The following is a 17,042-nucleotide window of genomic DNA, read 5'->3' on the forward strand; positions in this document are numbered from 1 at the left end:
TTCAGGTGGCCGGCAGGGCGGTGCCGGCCTTGGGGCCAGGGGTCTGGTCGAAGGCTTCCGTGGGCGTGAAGCTGATCGCCACCACCTCGTCCAGCCGGAAGGCCAGCATCGCGCGGACGAAGCGTGCCTCGAAGCCGACCGCGGCGACTTCCTCTTCCATCGACGCCAGGTAGCGGCGGAGCACCGGCAGGTCGTCTTCATTCGCCGGGCGAAGCTCGGCTTCGGTGGCCTTGACCTGCACCGTGCGATGGCTCAGCGGCTGGCTGAAGACCACCGCGATGCGGCCCGTGGCGGCGATGTCCTGCAGGAGCTGGCGCGACTGCCCCCGAGAGACGAAGACGGTGATGCGCGTGCCGTCCGCCGAGATTCGCGCGCCGACCGCACGCATCACGCTGGGACGCAGCGCCGCGTCGCGCGAGGCCACGATGGTGGACACGCCTTTGTCGATCAGCGCGATGTGCTCGGGACTCAGCAGTGGATGGCGTGGGGCGGCGTCAGGCATGGGATGGCCGGGAAAGAGTGGGGATTTTGATTCAAAAGTTCTCTTTCCCGACAGTGCCTTCGCCGCAGGTCACGCGCGCCAGCGCGCGCGTCGCCTCGATGCCGATGGCGGTTCCTGTGCCGGCGGCCCGAACGTCGGGCGCAGTGAGGCCTCCAGCGCCAGTGCGCGCTCCGTCGGCGCCATGCGTGCGCCGTCCTTCAGGAGCAGCGGGTCGCCGAAGATGCGCCGCAGGTGCCGCAGCGCGGTGTCGACCGCGTCCCGCGACCGACCCAGCCGGGTCGCGGCCCGCGCGAGGCTGCGTTCGTCCATCAGCGTGCTGAAGACGCGCAGCAGTTCGACATCGGCGGCGGCATTGGGGCGTGGCATGGCGTTCGTCGCACAGCCTTGGTGCCGCGATGCACCGGCGCCGATCGCCGATGGCTTCGCGAGCAGGCCCGGCCGTGCTCCTGCCAGGACGCAAGCGATTGGCGTGCCATGGTCGCGCGGGCATCGGATTTGCTGGGGGACCGCATGAACACCACCCACCATCCCACGCGCCGCGGCGCACTCCAGCTCCTGGCGGCCGGCGCCGCCGCGTTCGCGCTGCCGGCTTTCGCCCAGTGGCCGGACAGGCCGATCAAGATCATCGTCACCTTCCCGCCCGGCGGCTCCAGCGACATCCTCGCGCGAATCGTCGCCGAGCAACTCGGCAGGAAGCTCGGGCAGCCGGTGGTGGTCGACAACAAGCCCGGTGCGGGCGGCACCATCGGCGGCGCGCTGGTCGCGGGCGCGCCGGCCGACGGCTACACCTTCATGCTGTCGAACACCACCCCGATCGCGCTCGGCCCGTTCCTGCTCGACAAGCAGCCCTACGACCCCGTGACCGCGTTCACGCACATCGCGTCCCTCGGCTCCGCGCCGCTGGTGATCATGGCGAGCAAGCCCTCGGGCATCGCGAGCTTCGCCGATATGGAGGCTCGCGCCCGCAAGGACGGACGGCTGGACTTCGGCTCGGGCGGGCCGGGATCGATCGGCCATGTCCACGGCGAACTCATCCGGAAGATCACCGGCGCGAATCTCGTGCATGTGCCCTACCGCGGCGGCGCGCCGATGACGACGGACCTGATCGCCAACGTGATCCCGGTCGGCATCGATGTCATCACGGCCTACGTGCCGTACTTCAAGGGCGGCCAGCTCACGCCGTTGGCGGTGACCGGCACCGCCCGCTCGCCGCTGATGCCCGACGTGCCGGCCATCGTCGAGCTCGGCCAGCCCAAGCTGGTGCTGGAGAACTTCTTCGGCCTTTCCGGTCCGGCCAAGCTGCCGCCCGAGATGGTCGCGAAGCTCAACAGTGCCTGCAACGAGGTTCTGGCGATGCCCGATGTGCAGAAGAAGCTCGTCGACCTCGGCATCGTCGCCAAGCCCGAGAGCACCGTGCGGTTCGAGGCGATCGTGAAGGAGCAGGTCGGCGTGCTCGCGTCCACCGTGAAGAGCGCCGGCATCAAGCTTTAGTGCTCGCCCCCAGGCTGCGCGCACTTCGTGTCGCTTCGCCAACCCCCCACCGGGGGCAATACCGGCGGCCCGGCGGAGCCGGTTCCGCGGTATTCCCGAACGGGGGCATCGTGAACGTCGCTTGCGTGCGTCGCTTGGCCGGAACATGATCCCCTTCGTCGAACCTCGGGGGTTCCGTTGCCACTCCATTTCACTCACGATCGCGTGCGCCGGGGACTGCTGACAGCAGGCGGCTGTGCGCTGCTGGTGGCGCTCGCGCCGCGTAGCGCCGCCCAGACGACTTCCGGCATGCGCGTCGGCATCATCGGCGCGGGCCGTCTCGGCGGCACCATCGGCGGGCTGTGGGTGAAGGCCGGTCATCCGGTGATGCTGTCGTCGCGCCATCCCGAAGAACTCAAGGAACTTGTCGCGGGCCTCGGTCCGCTCGCGAAGGCAGGGACGGTCGCGGAGGCGATCGCTTTCGGGGACGCGCTGTTCATCGCGGTTCCCTATGGTGCGCTGCCGCAGATCGGCAAGGACCATGGCGGCGCGCTCAAGGGCAAGATCCTGCTCGATGCCTGCAATGCCGTGGCGGGGCGCGACGGTGGCGCGGTGGCCGACGAGGTGGAACAGGAAGGCATCGGCGTGGTGTCGCAGAAGTACCTGGGTGGCGCGCGGCTGGTGCGCGCGTTCAACACCATGTCCTATGCGATCCTCGCGCGCGAGGCCAACCGGCCGGCGCCAAGGCTTGCGATCCCGATCGCCGGCGACGACCCGGAAGCGGTGAAGGTTGCCGCAGCGCTGGTCACCGATGCCGGCTTCGATCCGGTGGTGGTCGGCAAGCTGGCCGATGCACGCAAGTTCCAGCGCGGCGGGCCGGGCTACGGCCAGTCGGTGAGCGCGGCTGAACTCAGGCAGAAGCTGTCGCTCGCGCCATGACGGCGCAGCCCTGGCTGCGGCGGGTCGTTCCTGCCACGCCGCAGGAGCTGGCGGCTGCGCTGTGGTCCTTCGGCTATTTCTTCGCGCTGCTCGCGGGCTACTACGTGCTGCGGCCTTTGCGCGACCAGATGGGCATCGCGGGCGGCACGCGCGCGCTGCCATGGCTCTTCACCGCGACCTTCGTGACGCTGCTGGCGGTGCAGCCGCTCTACGGCGCGCTGGTTGCGAAGCTGCCCCGGGCGCGCTTCATCCCCATCGTCTATCACTTCTTCGTCCTCAACCTCGCGGTGTTCTGGGTGCTGCTCGCGCTGGACATCGCGCCGGTGATCGTTGCGCGGGTGTTCTTCGTCTGGGTGAGCGTGTTCAACCTCTTTGCCGTGGCGGTGTTCTGGTCCTTCATGGCGGACCTTTTCACTAGCGAGCAGGCCAAGCGGCTCTTCGGCTTCATCGGCGCCGGCGGCACGGCGGGCGCGCTGCTGGGGCCGACGATCACGATCGTGCTCGCGGTGCCGCTCGGGCCGCACAACCTGCTGGTCGCGGCGATCGTGTTCCTGGAGATCGCGGTGTTCTGCGCCCATCGGCTCGAAAGAAGCGTCGGCGTGCGGCAGGACGCGCGGGACGGCCCGCGCGAGCCGGCGCGCGTGGGCGGCAGCGCGTTCGCGGGCATCTCGGGGCTGTTCCGTTCGCCCTATCTGCTCGGCGTGGGGGCGTGGGTCAGCCTGCTGTCGTTCGGCGCGACGATGCTGTACTTCATGCAGGCGAACGTGGTGTCGGCAACGATCAAGGGGGCAGGCGAGCAGACGCGCATCTTCGCGAGCATCGACCTCGCGGTCGGGCTGCTCACGCTGGCGACGCAGGTCTTCGCCACCGGGCGTTTCCTGCAGCGCTTCGGAACGGGCATCGCCGCGGCGGCATTGCCGGCGGTCTACGTCATCGGTTTCCTGGCGATCGCGTGGTCTCCGGGGCTGGGTGTGGTGCTCGTGTTCCAGGTGGTGCAGCGCTGGATGAATTTCGCGATCGCGAACCCGGCGCGCCAGGTGTTCTTCACGGTCGTCCATCGCGAGGACAAGTACAAGGCCAAGAACCTCATCGACGTGGTGGTGTATCGCGGTTCCGATGCGCTCTATGGGTGGGTCTACGACGCGCTGCACGCGGCGGGGCTCAAGATCGGTGCGATTGCGCTCGTCGCGCTGCCGGTGGCGGTGGCGTGGATGGTGCTGTCGGCGGCTCTGGGGCGCACGCAGGAGCGGCGCGCGTCGCAGTCCGCCGGCAGTGCGCCGGCGCGTGCCTCGACTCGACTGGGAGAGACGTCATGACATCGATGACACGGCGGCACTTTTCCGCGCTCGCAGCCGCGGCGCTGTGGCCGCTTTCCGGTCTGGGACAAGGCAAGGACGACACGCTCGTCATGCGCGCGATCCCGTCCAGCGGCGAGCGCCTTCCCGCAGTCGGCCTGGGCACGGCCGTCGTGTTCAACAACGACGACGCGAAGATCCGCGAGACCGCGGCGCAGATCCTGCGCACCCTGCTCGACAAGGGCGGCCGGCTCGTCGACACCGCCTCGACCTACGGTGACGCCGAACTGGTGCTCGGCCACGCGATGCCGGCCGCGGCGTCGCGCGACAAATTCTTCGTCGCGACCAAGCTCGAATCGCCCGACTCCGCGGAACTCGAACGCTCGCTGACCCGGCTCGCGACGCGCCGCGTCGATCTGCTGCAGCTTCACAACGTGCGCCATCCGGAGCAGTCGCTGGCGCAATTCAGGACATGGAAGACGCAGGGCGTGTGCCGCTACGTCGGCATCACGTCGACCTCTGAGCGCGCCTACGGTGCGGTCGAGTCGGTGCTGCGGCGCGAGAAGCCCGACTTCGTGCAGATCGACTACTCGCTCGACAACCGCGAGGTCGAGGAACGCATCCTGCCGCTGGCCGCCGAGGTCCGCGCCGGTGTGCTGACGGCGCTGCCTTTCGGCCGCGGGCGGCTGTTCCGCGCGGTGCGCGGCAAGTCGCTGCCCGAGTGGTCGACGGACTTCGCCGAGAGCTGGGCGCAGTTCTTCCTGAAGTACCTGCTGGGCGACGAGCGCGTGACGGCGGTGATCCCGGGCACATCCGATCCGGCGCACATGGCGGACAACCTCGGCGCGATGCGGGGTCGCCTGCCCGACGCGGCCGAGCGCAAACGGATGGTGGCGTTCGTGCGCGGCCTCTGACGGCTCAGCCGGCCAGCGTGAGCAGCGGCACGTCGCGCTCCCGCGCCATGGCGTCCAGCTCGGCGCGGGTGCGCGCCGCGATCCAGCGCGCGATCGCTTCGTGCGTCTCGGCCGAAGCCATGTCCTTCGACGCCGTTCCTGCCGCCTCGCACAAGCGCGCGGCGAAGTGCGGCTCGAGGGCCGCCACGGCCACGCGCCCATCGGCGCACGGGTAGACGCGATAGCCGGCATGCGCGCCTCCCACTGCGCCGCCGGGCGCCGTGAGTCCCCAGGTGCGCGGCAGCGCGAGCCAGTCGGCGGCGGCATTGAGCGCGACTTCGAGGTAGATGCCGGTGCCGGGCGACGCCATCTGGTGCAGCCGGGCCTTCAGCACCGCTTCGCTCGCGAGCATCGCGCCGCCCATGTCGGCGTAGAGCGTGGGCGGCAGGTCCGTGCCCGTGACGAGCCCGCTTTCGGCGAGGTAGGTGAGATCGTGCCCGGGCTCTTCCGCGCGCTCGCCGGGCGCGCCGACGATCGCCACCTGCGACAGCTTCGGATGCTGTGCGTGCAGCTTGTCCCAGGCGAGCCCCAGCTTCGAAAGGGCCGAAGGCCGGAACGACGTCAGCAGCACGTCGGTCGATTCGAGCGCGCGATGCAGGTGCTGCTGGCCAGCCTCGGTCTTGAGATCGGCGGCTTCGACGCTCACGCCCTCGTGCAGCGCTTCGTAGGCCGCGCGGTTGTAGTGGCCCATCGGATCGCCCGAAGGCGGTTCGAGCTTGAGGCAGGTCGCGCCCATGGCGCGGCAGCGCATCAGCGCGGCGGGGCCGGGCAGGTTGAGCGCGAGGCTCAGCACGCGGGCGCCGGCCAGCGGCGCGAAGACTTCGGCGGTGGAGGAGGGCATGGATCGGATCCCGGTTGAAAACCTGCCCGGGAGCTTACCGGTTCGCAGCGGCCGATCTACGATGCGCGCTGCACAGCCTTTCGATCAACTAACAGCAGGAGATACGCATGTACCAATCCGATCTCATGGCCGGCCAACGCATCCTGGTGACCGGCGGCGGCACCGGCCTCGGCCGCGCGATGTCCGAGCGCTTCCTGAGCCTGGGCGCCGATGTCGCGATCTGCGGCCGGCGCCAGAGCGTGCTGGAAGAAACCGCCGGCGAGTGGCGCAAGCAGTTTCCGGGGCGGCGCGTCGACACCTTCGGCGTGGACATCCGCAATGCGCAGGCGGTGGACGAGATGGTGGAGAGCCTCTGGCAGTCCGGCGGATTGAACGGGCTGATCAACAACGCCGCGGGCAACTTCGTCTCGCCGACCGAGGCGCTCTCGCCGCGCGCCTTCGACGCGATCGCGAACATCGTCTTCCACGGCACCTTCTACGTCACGCAGGCGGTGGGCAAGCGCTGGATCGCGGAGGCCAAGGCCGGCAAGTGGAAGCAGGGCGATCCGTACCGCAGCGTGATGAGCATCATCGTCACCTGGGTGGACAACGGCGGCCCCTACGTCGTGCCGTCCGCGATGAGCAAGGCGGGCATCGAGGTGATGACCAAGTCGCTGGCGATCGAGTGGGCGCGCCATGGCATCCGCCTCAACGCGGTCGGACCGGGCGAGATCCCGACCGAAGGCATGAGCAAGCGCCTGAACCCCGGCGAAGAGCCCGGCGCTCGCAGCAAGGCGCTCAATCCGATGGCGCGCACGGGCGAGATGAGCGAGCTGCAGAACCTCGCGACCTTCCTCATGGCGCGCGGCCAGTGCGACTGGCTCAACGGCCAGAGCATCATGATGGACGGCGGCGGAGCGCTGGCCACCGGCGGCAATTTCTACGAACTGCGCCAGTGGAGCGATGCCGACTGGCTCGCCGCGCGCGAACGCATCGAGGCGCAGAACCAGAAGGACAAGGCGCAGCGCTGATCAGGCGCGCTTCGCGTCTCGCAACGACGCCAGGGTACGCGCGCCGAAGCCCTGGTTCACCATCAGCCCCAGCAGCACCGCCGCCGTGCCGACCCACTGCGCGGCGCTCGGGCGTTCGCCGAAGCACACAGCCGCCGCGGCGAGGCCGACGACCGGCACCAGCAGCGAGAACGGCACCACGCGGCCGGCTGGATGACGCTGCAGCAGCCGCGTCCACAGCGTGTAGGCGAGCAGCGTCGCGAACCACGCGAGATAGAGCACCGAAAGCAGGGCACCGAGGTCGAGGTTCGCGAGCTGGCGCACCACGGCGGGCGGGCCTTCCATCATCACCGCGACGACGGCGAAAGGCACGATCGGCACGAGGCTGCTCCATACGATGAAGCCGAAGGGGTCGTAGCCCGGGACGGCCCGCGTCGCGAAGCGCACCACGATGTTCGAGCTCGCCCACATGAAGGCGGCGGACAGCGTGAGCAGGAAGCCGATGAGCGTCATCTGCCCTGGTCCTTCTCCGTGCGCGGTCGCGATCAGCACGAGGCCCGCGAGCGCGACCGCGATGCCGACCCATTGCCGGCGTCGTGCGCGTTCGCCCAGCAGCGGCGCGGCGAGCATCAGCGTGAAGAAGGCTTGCGTCTGCATCACCACCGAGGCCATGCCTGCCGTCATGCCGAGCTTCAGCCCGAGGAAGAGAAAGCCGAACTGGCCGAGCCCCTGCGCGAGTCCATAGGCCAGCAGGTAGCGCCACGGCAGCGCCGGCATGCGCACGAAGAGCAGCAAGGGCAGCGATGCGGCGGCAAAGCGCAGCGCCCCGAGCAGCATCGGGCTCAACTCGCGCAGCCCGAGCTTCATCACGACGAAGTTCAGGCCCCAGATCACCACCACGGCCAGGGCGCGGCCCAGATCGGCCCGGCTGAGGTGTGCGGGGGCGTTCACGCGCTCGCCCGAGCAGGTTGCTGCTGCTCGCGTGCGTCGCGTGCCGCCTTGAAGGCGAGGAAGGCTTCCAGACTGGTCTTGCGCGGCACGTAGCCGAATTCGTCCTTCAGCCGCTTGTTCGACAGCACGGGCCGGTAGCGCAGGAAGTCGAGTTGCTCGGGTCCGTAGCGCGTCAGGCCGAGGTGCGACCCGATCGCGAGCGCCATCTTCAGCAACCCCGCCGGCAGCACCAGCATCGGCTTGTGCAGGATCGAGGCGATCTGGGACAGGCTCAGCGCGCCATCGCCCGCGACGTTGAAGCAGCCGGCGCGCCCGGTGGTGATCGCGTGGATCACGCAGCCAGTCACGTCCTCGTCCCAGATGAAGACGAACGGGCTGTCGCTGCCGCGGATCGCGAGGATGCGTGGCTTCTCGAAGAGCGCCGTGATCTGGTTGTGCACGTTCTCGCCGAGGATGGTGCCGATGCGCAGCACCGTTTGCCGCAGCGCCGGATGCGACACGCGGTAAGCCGCAAGCATCTCTTCGACCAGCCGTTTGTGGTGCGAGTACGCGAAGGCCTGGTTGCCGCGCAGGGCGTTGCTCTCGTCGATCCACGCGGGGTTGTCGGCGTGGTAGCCGTAGGCCGCGCCGCTGGACGACACCACGATATGGCCAACGCCGTTCGCGATGCAGGCTTCGAGCACGTTGCGCGTTCCCAGCACATCGACCGAGTACTCGAACTGCCGCGTGCTGCCGGGCCCCGGCGTCACGATGGAGGCGAGGTGCACAACCGTGTCGATGGCGTGGCCGCCGATCGTTTCGCCGATCTGCGGCGTGCGCACGTCCTGCACGGCGTAGACCACGCCGGGGACGCGACGCTCGGCCGGCACCTCGCGCACGTCGAGCGCGACCACGTGCTGGATGTCGGGCATGCGCGAGAGCGCGGCGATCACGGTGCGGCCGAGAAAACCGTCGGCACCGGTGACGAGAACGCGGCGCGCCGCGAGGAGTGGAGGAGTTTCCATGAGTTCGATGATCGGGTTTCACACTGCCTATGAGCGCCGCGGCCGGAGCCAGGGCACCCGCGGAACCGGCTCTGCCGGGCCGCTAGGTGCGCCCCCTCGAGGGGGAGCGCCGAAGGCGCATGGGGGTGTCTCTACTACTCCACCAGGCGGCGAGCCCGAGGCCCGCGAGGATGTCCCAGAAGCCCCACACGCCGGCGACCACCGCCATGCCGCCGAGGCCGCCGAAGAAGCTGAAGATCAGCACCAGGCCGAGACCCGCATTGCGGATGCCGACCTCGAAGGTGACCGCGCGGCGGTCGTATTCCGCGAGCCCGGTGGCGGTCGCGCAGGCGTAGCCGGTGGTGAACGCCAGGGCGTCGTGCAGCACCACGGCCAGCAGCACGAGGCCCACGTAGTCGAGGAAGTAGCGCCAGTTGCCCGCGATCGCCGCGAGGATGAATCCGATCAGGCAGACGAAGCTCAGGATGCGCGCGGGCTTCTTGATGCGGTCGGTGAGCTTGGGCAGGCAATGCGCGAAGGCGATGCCGATCACGAAGGGCGCACCGATGATCGCGATGATGTGCATCACCATCTCGGCCGGATCGAGCGCGATGGTCTTCAGGAGCGGCGCCGCCGTCGGATGGATCCCGCCCCAGAACGCGAAGTTCAGCGGCATCACGAAGATGCTGATGAGGTTCGACAGCGCGGTCATCGATACCGACAGCGCCACGTTGCCGCCGGCGCGGTGCGTGAGGATGTTCGACACGTTGCCGGGCGGGCAGCACGCGACCAGGATCATGCCGAGCGCGATGCTCGGCGCCGGCTTGAGCAGCAGCGTCAGCACGAAGGTCACCGCCGGCAGCACGATGAACTGCGCCGCGACGCCGACCGTCATCGCCAACGGCATGCGCATCACGCGCTTGAAGTCGGCGATGCGCGTGTCCAGTGCGATGCCGAACATCAGGAAGCCGAGCACCGCGTTGAGCAGCACCAGCGATGCCGGGTTGAAGTTCAGGCGTACCTCGTCGACCGGGATCATGAATTTCCTCGTGAACGTGGATGGAAGCTCAGGCGAGTGCCGCCGCAGCATCTCGCACCGCGCGCCGGTACGTGTCCTTGTGAACGTAGTAGGACATCCGCTCCAGCTTCAGGTACTTGTAGCCGCCGGAGAGATCGGGCGTCGGCCCGGCCTTGGCTTCCTTGAGCGCTGCGGCCTGCGGTCGACCTTCGGCCTGCGCCTTGAAGTAGCGCGCGACCAGCTCGGCCTGCTCGTAGCGCCCCTGCCAGCCGATGCCGCTCGCCTCGATCATGCCGAGCACCGCGAGGTTGTCGAAGCCCGGCGCGAAGATGTTCAGGTACAGCTTCGGTGCCATGCCCTCCCAGTTGAGCCGGGTGCGGTCGATGAACGGATAGTGCAGCTTGTAGCCGGTGGCGCAGAGGATCAGGTCGTAGTCGCGCGCACTGCCGTCCTTGAAGTGCACCGTGTCGCCGTCGAGCCGCGCGATGTCGCCGCGCACCGAGATGTCGCCGTGCCCGATGTGGTGCAGCACCAGCGAATTCACCACTGGATGCGATTCGTACATGCGGTAGTCAGGCTTCGGAAAGCCGAAACGCACCGGATCGCCGGTGAACCACTGCAGCACCTTCGCGTCGAGCCGCTGCTTGATCCACGCCGGCAGCGGACGCTTGCCGCCCAGCGTGTCGGCTGGCTTGCCGAAGATGTACTTGGGCACGAAGTAGTACCCGCGTCGCACCGAGATGTCGACGCTCCTGGCGTAGTGCACCGCATCGACCGCGATGTCGCAGCCGCTGTTGCCGGCGCCGACCACCAGCACCCGCTTGTCCTGGAAGAGGCTTGCATGCTTGTATGCGCAGGTGTGCAGCAGCTTGCCGTTGAAGCGGCCCTCGAAGCGCGGCATGCTGGGTTCCGACAGCGTGCCGTTGGCGATGATCACGCCCTTGTATTCGGCGGTCTCGATGCGGCCGCCCCCGGCGTCGACGCTTACGCGCCAGAGCGTGGACGCGCTCTCGGTCACAGGCTCGACGCGAATCACGCGCACGCCGAAGCGGAAATGGCGGCGCAGGTCGAAGTGGTCCGCGAAGTCGCTGAAGTAGCGGCACAGTTCGATGTGGCTCGGGTAGTCGGCCACGCTCTCGGCCATCGGGAACTCCGAGAACTCCGTCGTGCGCTTCGACGAGATCAGGTGCGCCGACTGGTAGACCGTGCTGCGCGGGTTGTCGATGTTCCAGAGGCCACCCACGTCAGCGTAGGCCTCGAAGCCCTGGAACGGAATGCCGAGCTTCTGCAGGTTGCGCGCGCCGGCGAGTCCCGAGGGACCGGCTCCGATCAGGGCGATTTGCTGGTGGGTGGGCACGGGTGCGGACACAGGGTGACTCATCGAGAAAGAAGCACTTCAGGACAGGGGCCGGCGCGCTCAGCGCGCGCGGGAATCGGGGTCGGCCGGCGATGGCAGGCCAGGGATGGCCGTGGAGCCCGGCTCGCCGGCGCGCGGCTTGCGCGGCTGGCGCAGCAGCAGGGCGTCATGCCACCGCGCGGGAAGCAGGTCGAGCGCGGCCGCCAGCCAGCCCAGGCGGCGCGGCAGCACGAGTTCCTCGGTGCCGCGCGAGATGGCGCGCAGGATCGCCGAGGCTGCTTCTTCCGGCGCCATCAGCCCCGGCATCGCGAAGCGGTTGCCGGCGGTGAGCGCGGTGCGCAGGTAGCCGGGGTTGACCGTGCACACGCGCAGGCCGCTCGGGCGCAGTTCTGCTCGCAGGCTTTGCAGGTAGCGGATCAGGCCGCCCTTGCTCGCGCAGTACGCGCCGTTACCCGGAAGGCCGCGCCGGCCCGCGAGGCTGGCGATGCCGACCAGCGTGCCGCGACCGCGCGCACGCATCGGCGCCAGGAAAGGCCGGAACGTGGTGGCCACGCCCAGCAGGTTGATTTCGAGAATGCGCCGGAACACCGCGAGGTCGGAGGCTTCGGCCGTGTCGAAGCCTCCGGCTACGCCCGCATTGGCGATCACGGCATCGGGCAGGCCGAAGCGGCTCATCCAGTCCTGCGCCATCGCCTGCATGGCGGCGCTGTCGCTCACGTCCGGCGTGTAGATCGCGCAACGGCCAGGCGCGGTGGCCGCCAGCTTCCCCAGCGCCTCGATGTTCAGGCCGACCAGTGCCACATGGGCGCCGCGCGCCAGCGCCTGCTGCGCCAGAGCGCTGCCCAGCCCGCCGCACGCGCCGGTGATCACGAGGTTGTCGAGCGGAAAATTCATGGAGACGTTTCTTTAGGCTTGAAGCTTATCCGGATTGCGGCAAAATCTCGAAAATATTCTCCAATTCGTCTCGAATTTCGAGATTTCTCATGGATTCTCCTGACCCCCTCACTGTCGATGACGAACTGGCCGCCACGCCCGGCCTGCGCCTGCTTCAACTGCTCGAACTGGTGGCCGCCGGGGGTGAGCCTCAGAGCCTGTCCGACATGGTTCGCCTCAGCGGCCTGCCCAAGCCGTCGGTCCACCGGATGCTCCAGCAACTGGAGCACGGTGGGCTGCTGGCGCGCGGTAGCGACGGGCGGCGCTATGCGATCACCCCTCGGCTGATGCGTTTCGCCGAGACCGTCCTGCGCGGCAGCACCGCCACCGGTGCGCGCCACGCCGTGCTGCGCCAGCTCGTGGCCGACGTGGGCGAGACCTGCAACCTTACGGCGCTGTCAGGTGCGGAGGTGATCTATCTCGATCGCGTCGAGACCGCTTTTCCACTGCGGCTCGAACTGCGCCCCGGTTCGCGCGTGCCGCTGCATTGTTCGGCCAGCGGCAAGCTCTTCCTGGCCTATTCGCCGCGTGCGCAGCGTGACCGGCTGCTCGACGGCCTGAGGTACGAACGCCACACGGCGCACACGCTGCAATCGCGCGGGGCGCTGGAGGCCGAACTCGATCGCATCCGCCAGGTCGGCCATGCGGTCGATGCGGAGGAATTCATCGACGGGCTCGTGTGCGTCGCCGTTCCGGTGCGCGATGACCCGCAGGGGCCGGTGCGCTGCGCAGTGGCCCTGCAGGCGCCAGCGGTCCGCATGCCGCTGCCCGATGCACTGCAGCAGCTCGACAAGCTGCGCAGCGCCGCGCAGGCCATCGCGCGCGCGATGCGCTGAGCCTCGGGAGGCGGCGGTCATTTCGCTTCGGGGACGATGTCCGCGCCGCGCTCCGCGAGCAGCTCGCGCAGGAAGGATCGATGGCAGCGCGCCTCGTTCTCGCAGTAGCAGCCGACCGAGAAGGAGGTCTGGTGCGACAACGCCGCCAGCAGGTCGAGGCTGCGGCTCGCATCGGCCTCGGCCATTTCGCTCTTGAACTTGCGCCCGAAGGCGTTCCATTCCGACGCCACCCCCGAGGCCTGCGCGGCCTGCGCCATCTTCATCGTCTCCACCGACGGCGCGAGGTTGGGGTACCACACGTCATACCAGTTCTGCGATGCAAATTCGCTCTTGGGCACGCCGCGCGGCGGGCGGCGCACGGTGCCGACGCGCAGGCCTTCGCCTTGCGCTCGGTCGCTGCCGAGTCGAACGATGCGGATGGGCATGGGTTTCCTCCTTGATGGTCGATGGGGTTCAGGTGCCGACGATGCCGCCGTCGCGCCGCCGGATCGCGAGCGTTGCGGACCTCGGCCTTGCGCTGCCCGGCACGGTCCCATCCGGCCACGCGCTGCTCGGTCTGCCGCTGCCGTCTTCGCGTGTCTCGCCGGGATGCTGGATGTTGACGAACAGGCTGCGGCGGTCCGGCGCCACGGTGCAGCCGGTGATCTCGCAGCCGCTCGGCCCGACGAGGAACCGCTTGATGCGCCCCGTCGCCGGGTCGGCACAGAGCATCTGGTTGTTGCCGAGCGCGGCCATCGGGCCCTTGCCCATGGCGGGTCCGCTCATGTCGGTCTGGATCCACAGCAGGCCGCCGCCGTCGATGTGCAGGCCGTCGGGGCAGCCGAAGACATCGGCGTCGTCGCTGGGGTAGTGCGTGCCCGAGCCGGGCACCGCGGGATCGCCGGCGAGCGCGAAATGGTCCCAGTCGAAGGCCGTGCCGCCGGCATCCCGGCGGTCTTCGCGCCAGCGGAGGATGCCGCCGAAGATGTTGTCGGCGCGCGGGTTGGCCGCGTCCACCGGGGGTGCGCCGGGCTTGCCGCGTGCGCCGTTGTGAGTGAGGGTGACGTACACCTCGCCGGTTGCCGGGTGGACCGCGATCCATTCGGGCCGGTCCATCTTCGTGCCGCCCGCGATGTCGGCGGCCAGGCGTGCGTGGATCAGCACCTCGGCCTGATCGGCAAAGCCGCTCGCGGCATCGATGCCATTCAGGCCGTGGCACAGCTCGATCCACCGGCCGCGGCCGAAGGCCTCGAAGCGCGCGACGAACAGGCGGCCTTCGTCGAGCAGGTCGCGATTGGCCACGCGCGCTGCCGCGTCGTTGCCGGGACGGACCTTGTCGCGGCTCACGAACTTGTAGATGTATTCGAAGGCCGAGTCGTCGCCCATGTAGACCGCCAGCCGGCCGTCCCGGGTCAGCGTGCAGGTCGCGCTTTCCTGCCGCTTGCGGCCGAGCGCGGTGCGCTTGACCGGCGTAGACGCGGGGTCGAACGGATCGATCTCCACCACCCAGCCGAAGCGGTTCGATTCGTGGGGGTGGCGCGAGAGGTCGAAGCGTTCCTCGAAGCGCCAATAGGGCGTCCAGGAATTGCCGCTCACGGTGCCGTAGCGGCGCTGGGCTTCGGTCGGCGGTGCCGTGGTTTCCCTGGGGCCGCCGAAATAGACATGGAAGTTCTCCTCGCAGCTGAGGTAAGTCCCCCACGGGGTGACGCCCATCGCGCAATTGGCGAAGGTGCCGAGCACACGCTTGCCGGCCGGGTCGGCGGCGGTGCGCAGCAAAGGGGTGCCGGCGGCCGGTCCGGCAATGCGCATCGGGGTGGCGCCATGAATGCGGCGGGCGTAGCGCGACGGCAGCACCTGCCGCCAGCCTTCGTCGGTCAGCTCGGCCTCGATCACCGAGACGCCCATCGCATGCAGCGACTTGCGGACCTTCTCTTCGTTCCACGGTGCCGCACCGCCCGCATGCAGCAGCTGGTCGTCGGTGTATTCGTGGTTCATCACGAGCAGACCGCGGTCCGCGCGGCCCTCGAGGGGGAAGAAGTGCATGCCGTCGTGATGCATGCCAGCTTGCAGCGCCTGATCGGCCGCGCTGTTCGACGCATCGGGCGCGAAGGCCGGCATCCGGCCGGCGACGCCCGTCGGGGAACCCCAGGGATACAGCACCCGCATCTCGTATTCGGGCGCCAACGTGACCGCGTCGCGCAGGGTGGCCGGCACGGCGGTGAAACCCAGCCGCCCGTCATGGACGGCCGCGGCCCGGCTTTCGCCGACGAGTGCCACCACGGCAGCGGCGGCGCCTGACTGGAGGAACTGGCGTCGGTCGAACGGCATGGGGGCGTTGTAGGGTGGGTGACACCGCGATCATCGCCGACCGCTGATACTCGGGCCAGGATCAGGAGACACATTCCCATGAACGACCGCATCGAATCCATCCGGCACGCCGACGGCGTGGTCGAACTCCACCTGGCGCGCGCCGACAAGATGAACGCGCTCGACCCCGCGATGTTCGACGCGCTGGTCGATGCCGGCATGCGCCTCAAGGCCGACGCCGGCGTGCGCGCCGTGGTGCTGGCCGGCCGCGGCAAGGCCTTCTGCGCGGGGCTGGACATGCAATCGTTCGAGCGCATGCAGAGCGACGCCGCGAACATCGTGGGCGAGGGCGCGGGCGGCAAGGACCTGACCGACCGCACGCACGGCATCTCCAACGCTGCGCAGTATGTGGCGATGGTCTGGCGCGAGGTGCCCGTGCCGGTCATCGCGGCGGTGCACGGCGTGGCCTTCGGCGGCGGCCTGCAGGTGGCGCTGGGTGCGGACCTGCGGCTGGTCGCGGCGGACACCAGGATGTCCGTCATGGAGATCAAGTGGGGCCTGGTGCCCGACATGGGCGGCATGGTGCTCATGCGCGAGCTGGCGCGCAGCGACGTGGTGCGCGAGCTGACCTACACCGGGCGCATCTTTTCGGGCACTGAAGCGGTGGCGCTGGGCCTGGCGACGCGGGTGGCGGCCGATCCGCTGGCCGAGGCGCTGGCGCTGGCCCGCGAGATCGCGCAGAAGAGCCCCGATGCGATCCGCGCCGGCAAGCGTCTGCTGAACGCGTCGATGGGGCACAGCGCGGCCGATCTGCTGCTGGCCGAATCGGTCGAGCAGAAGGCGCTGATCGGCAGCCCCAATCAGGCCGAGGCGGTGCGCGCCAACATCGAGCGCCGCGCGCCCGGCTTCATCGATCCCAGGCGCTGAAGACCTCGGGCGCTTCAGGCACCCCTGAAGCGCAGCCACTCCTCGACGGGCGCGCGGTCGCTCACAAGACCGTTCACCGGATGCTCCCGATTGCGGTGGCCGATCGCCATGCCGCAGAACAGCATGCGCTCCGGCGGCAGCTCGATCGCCTTGCCGATCGTCACCGGGTAGATCGCCCAGCATTCCTGCGCGCAGCTGTCGAGCCCTTCGCCGCGCAGCAGCAGCATCACCGTCTGCAGGTACATGCCGAGGTCGGACCATTGCGGCGGCCCCATCGATCGGTCGACCGAGCAGAACAGCGCCATCGGCGCGCCGAAGAAGTCGAAGTTGTTCGCGAACCAGCGGCGGCGAGCGGCCTTGTCCTCGCGCGGGATGCCCAGACGCGCGTACATCGCCTCGCCGACCTGGAAGCGCCGGTCGCGCCAGGGCGAGCGCAGGTGGGGCGGATAGATGTCGTATTCGGTGGGCTCGGGCTCGCGGCCTTCCATGAGGTTGCGGCGCATCTGCGCGCGCAGCCCGGCGAGTGCGTCGCCGGTCACCACGTCGATGTGCCAGGGCTGGAGGTTGCCCCCGGAAGGCGCGCGCGCGGCCAGCGTCAGGACCTTGCGGATGGCCTCCGGGTCGACCGGCGTCGGCAGGAATGCGCGGATGGAGTGGCGGCTGGCGACGGCGTCCTGGATTTGCATGAGCGGCTGGGTGGATGTCGACGGCTCGATTTAAGCAGTTTCCCGCTCTGCAGGGCAGGCATACTTCGGGCGTGGC

The 17,042-nt window shown here is 69.2% G+C and carries 18 protein-coding genes; 7 read left to right on the forward strand and 11 right to left on the reverse strand.

What is annotated here, in order from left to right; translation table 11 throughout:
* Window position 1: 1 nt before the first annotated feature.
* Complete coding sequence (locus WKW77_RS19540) at window positions 2-502, reverse strand: hypothetical protein (protein WP_340358527.1); 501 nt, start codon at window positions 500-502, stop codon at window positions 2-4.
* Window positions 503-571: 69 nt separating this feature from the next.
* Window positions 572-868: a helix-turn-helix domain-containing protein gene (locus WKW77_RS19545; RefSeq protein ID WP_340358528.1), complete on the reverse strand. Its 297-nt coding sequence runs from the start codon at window positions 866-868 to the stop codon at window positions 572-574.
* A gap of 144 nt (window positions 869-1,012) precedes the next feature.
* Here WKW77_RS19545 and WKW77_RS19550 point away from each other — a divergent pair, with 144 nt between their 5' ends.
* From WKW77_RS19550 to WKW77_RS19565, 4 genes are all read left to right on the forward strand, one after another.
* Complete coding sequence (locus WKW77_RS19550) at window positions 1,013-1,993, forward strand: Bug family tripartite tricarboxylate transporter substrate binding protein (protein ID WP_340358529.1); 981 nt, start codon at window positions 1,013-1,015, stop codon at window positions 1,991-1,993.
* Window positions 1,994-2,170: 177 nt separating this feature from the next.
* Entirely contained in the window at window positions 2,171-2,911 is a 741-nt protein-coding gene (locus WKW77_RS19555; protein WP_340358530.1) for an NADPH-dependent F420 reductase, read from the forward strand.
* Window positions 2,908-4,227, forward strand: coding sequence for an NTP/NDP exchange transporter (locus WKW77_RS19560; protein WP_340358531.1), 1,320 nt, complete (start codon window positions 2,908-2,910; stop codon window positions 4,225-4,227). Before WKW77_RS19555 ends, WKW77_RS19560 begins: the two co-directional genes overlap by 4 nt.
* A complete protein-coding gene (locus WKW77_RS19565; RefSeq protein ID WP_340358532.1) occupies window positions 4,224-5,120 on the forward strand; it encodes an aldo/keto reductase in 897 nt (298 codons plus the stop codon). The genes WKW77_RS19560 and WKW77_RS19565 overlap by 4 nt, the downstream gene beginning before the upstream one ends.
* Window positions 5,121-5,124: 4 nt before the next feature.
* On the opposite strand, the gene WKW77_RS19570 is transcribed toward WKW77_RS19565, so the two are convergent.
* Window positions 5,125-6,000: a CoA transferase gene (locus tag WKW77_RS19570; RefSeq protein WP_340358533.1), complete on the reverse strand. Its 876-nt coding sequence runs from the start codon at window positions 5,998-6,000 to the stop codon at window positions 5,125-5,127.
* A gap of 107 nt (window positions 6,001-6,107) precedes the next feature.
* Between WKW77_RS19570 and WKW77_RS19575 the strand changes: the two genes are divergently transcribed.
* Window positions 6,108-7,010, forward strand: coding sequence for an SDR family NAD(P)-dependent oxidoreductase (locus WKW77_RS19575; RefSeq protein WP_340358534.1), 903 nt, complete (start codon window positions 6,108-6,110; stop codon window positions 7,008-7,010).
* Here WKW77_RS19575 and WKW77_RS19580 read toward each other — a convergent pair whose 3' ends face one another.
* The 5 genes from WKW77_RS19580 to WKW77_RS19600 all read right to left on the reverse strand — a co-directional run bounded on the left by WKW77_RS19580 (window position 7,011) and on the right by WKW77_RS19600 (window position 12,192).
* Window positions 7,011-7,940, reverse strand: a complete 930-nt coding sequence (locus WKW77_RS19580) for an EamA family transporter (RefSeq protein WP_340358535.1) — start codon at window positions 7,938-7,940, stop codon at window positions 7,011-7,013.
* On the reverse strand, window positions 7,937-8,944 hold the full coding sequence (locus WKW77_RS19585; protein WP_340358536.1) for an SDR family oxidoreductase: 1,008 nt from the start codon (window positions 8,942-8,944) through the stop codon (window positions 7,937-7,939). Before WKW77_RS19585 ends, WKW77_RS19580 begins: the two co-directional genes overlap by 4 nt.
* Before the next feature lie 82 nt (window positions 8,945-9,026).
* Window positions 9,027-9,962 (reverse strand): bile acid:sodium symporter family protein, encoded by a 936-nt coding sequence (locus tag WKW77_RS19590; protein ID WP_340358537.1) that lies wholly within the window; start codon window positions 9,960-9,962, stop codon window positions 9,027-9,029.
* A 28-nt stretch (window positions 9,963-9,990) separates the two neighbouring features.
* Window positions 9,991-11,310, reverse strand: a complete 1,320-nt coding sequence (locus WKW77_RS19595; protein WP_340358538.1) for a flavin-containing monooxygenase — start codon at window positions 11,308-11,310, stop codon at window positions 9,991-9,993.
* Window positions 11,311-11,358: 48 nt separating this feature from the next.
* Window positions 11,359-12,192: an SDR family oxidoreductase gene (locus tag WKW77_RS19600; protein WP_340358539.1), complete on the reverse strand. Its 834-nt coding sequence runs from the start codon at window positions 12,190-12,192 to the stop codon at window positions 11,359-11,361.
* An 89-nt stretch (window positions 12,193-12,281) separates the two neighbouring features.
* On the opposite strand from WKW77_RS19600, the gene WKW77_RS19605 reads away from it, so the two are divergent.
* Window positions 12,282-13,067, forward strand: a complete 786-nt coding sequence (locus WKW77_RS19605; protein ID WP_340358540.1) for an IclR family transcriptional regulator — start codon at window positions 12,282-12,284, stop codon at window positions 13,065-13,067.
* A 17-nt stretch (window positions 13,068-13,084) separates the two neighbouring features.
* On the opposite strand, the gene WKW77_RS19610 is transcribed toward WKW77_RS19605, so the two are convergent.
* Complete coding sequence (locus tag WKW77_RS19610) at window positions 13,085-13,492, reverse strand: DUF488 domain-containing protein (protein ID WP_340358541.1); 408 nt, start codon at window positions 13,490-13,492, stop codon at window positions 13,085-13,087.
* A gap of 28 nt (window positions 13,493-13,520) precedes the next feature.
* Window positions 13,521-15,374: a PhoX family protein gene (locus tag WKW77_RS19615; RefSeq protein WP_340358542.1), complete on the reverse strand. Its 1,854-nt coding sequence runs from the start codon at window positions 15,372-15,374 to the stop codon at window positions 13,521-13,523.
* 78 nt (window positions 15,375-15,452) lie between these two features.
* Between WKW77_RS19615 and WKW77_RS19620 the strand changes: the two genes are divergently transcribed.
* Entirely contained in the window at window positions 15,453-16,280 is an 828-nt protein-coding gene (locus WKW77_RS19620; RefSeq protein ID WP_340358543.1) for a crotonase/enoyl-CoA hydratase family protein, read from the forward strand.
* A gap of 14 nt (window positions 16,281-16,294) precedes the next feature.
* Here WKW77_RS19620 and WKW77_RS19625 read toward each other — a convergent pair whose 3' ends face one another.
* Window positions 16,295-16,966 (reverse strand): nitroreductase, encoded by a 672-nt coding sequence (locus WKW77_RS19625; protein WP_340358544.1) that lies wholly within the window; start codon window positions 16,964-16,966, stop codon window positions 16,295-16,297.
* Between the last annotated feature and the right edge of the window lie 76 nt (window positions 16,967-17,042).

The organism is Variovorax ureilyticus, assembly GCF_037889935.1.
Lineage (GTDB): Bacteria > Pseudomonadota > Gammaproteobacteria > Burkholderiales > Burkholderiaceae_C > Variovorax > Variovorax ureilyticus.

What these genes read in the sequence shown, in the direction of transcription:
- WKW77_RS19540 (WP_340358527.1), bottom strand. Translation starts at nt 502, where the DNA reads ATGCCTGACGCCGCCCCACGCCATCCACTGCTGAGTCCCGAGCACATC.
- WKW77_RS19545 (WP_340358528.1), bottom strand. Translation starts at nt 868, where the DNA reads ATGCCACGCCCCAATGCCGCCGCCGATGTCGAACTGCTGCGCGTCTTC.
- WKW77_RS19550 (WP_340358529.1), top strand. Translation starts at nt 1,013, where the DNA reads ATGAACACCACCCACCATCCCACGCGCCGCGGCGCACTCCAGCTCCTG.
- WKW77_RS19560 (WP_340358531.1), top strand. Translation starts at nt 2,908, where the DNA reads ATGACGGCGCAGCCCTGGCTGCGGCGGGTCGTTCCTGCCACGCCGCAG.
- WKW77_RS19565 (WP_340358532.1), top strand. Translation starts at nt 4,224, where the DNA reads ATGACATCGATGACACGGCGGCACTTTTCCGCGCTCGCAGCCGCGGCG.
- WKW77_RS19570 (WP_340358533.1), bottom strand. Translation starts at nt 6,000, where the DNA reads ATGCCCTCCTCCACCGCCGAAGTCTTCGCGCCGCTGGCCGGCGCCCGC.
- WKW77_RS19575 (WP_340358534.1), top strand. Translation starts at nt 6,108, where the DNA reads ATGTACCAATCCGATCTCATGGCCGGCCAACGCATCCTGGTGACCGGC.
- WKW77_RS19585 (WP_340358536.1), bottom strand. Translation starts at nt 8,944, where the DNA reads ATGGAAACTCCTCCACTCCTCGCGGCGCGCCGCGTTCTCGTCACCGGT.
- WKW77_RS19590 (WP_340358537.1), bottom strand. Translation starts at nt 9,962, where the DNA reads ATGATCCCGGTCGACGAGGTACGCCTGAACTTCAACCCGGCATCGCTG.
- WKW77_RS19600 (WP_340358539.1), bottom strand. Translation starts at nt 12,192, where the DNA reads ATGAATTTTCCGCTCGACAACCTCGTGATCACCGGCGCGTGCGGCGGG.
- WKW77_RS19605 (WP_340358540.1), top strand. Translation starts at nt 12,282, where the DNA reads ATGGATTCTCCTGACCCCCTCACTGTCGATGACGAACTGGCCGCCACG.
- WKW77_RS19610 (WP_340358541.1), bottom strand. Translation starts at nt 13,492, where the DNA reads ATGCCCATCCGCATCGTTCGACTCGGCAGCGACCGAGCGCAAGGCGAA.
- WKW77_RS19615 (WP_340358542.1), bottom strand. Translation starts at nt 15,374, where the DNA reads ATGCCGTTCGACCGACGCCAGTTCCTCCAGTCAGGCGCCGCCGCTGCC.
- WKW77_RS19620 (WP_340358543.1), top strand. Translation starts at nt 15,453, where the DNA reads ATGAACGACCGCATCGAATCCATCCGGCACGCCGACGGCGTGGTCGAA.
- WKW77_RS19625 (WP_340358544.1), bottom strand. Translation starts at nt 16,966, where the DNA reads ATGCAAATCCAGGACGCCGTCGCCAGCCGCCACTCCATCCGCGCATTC.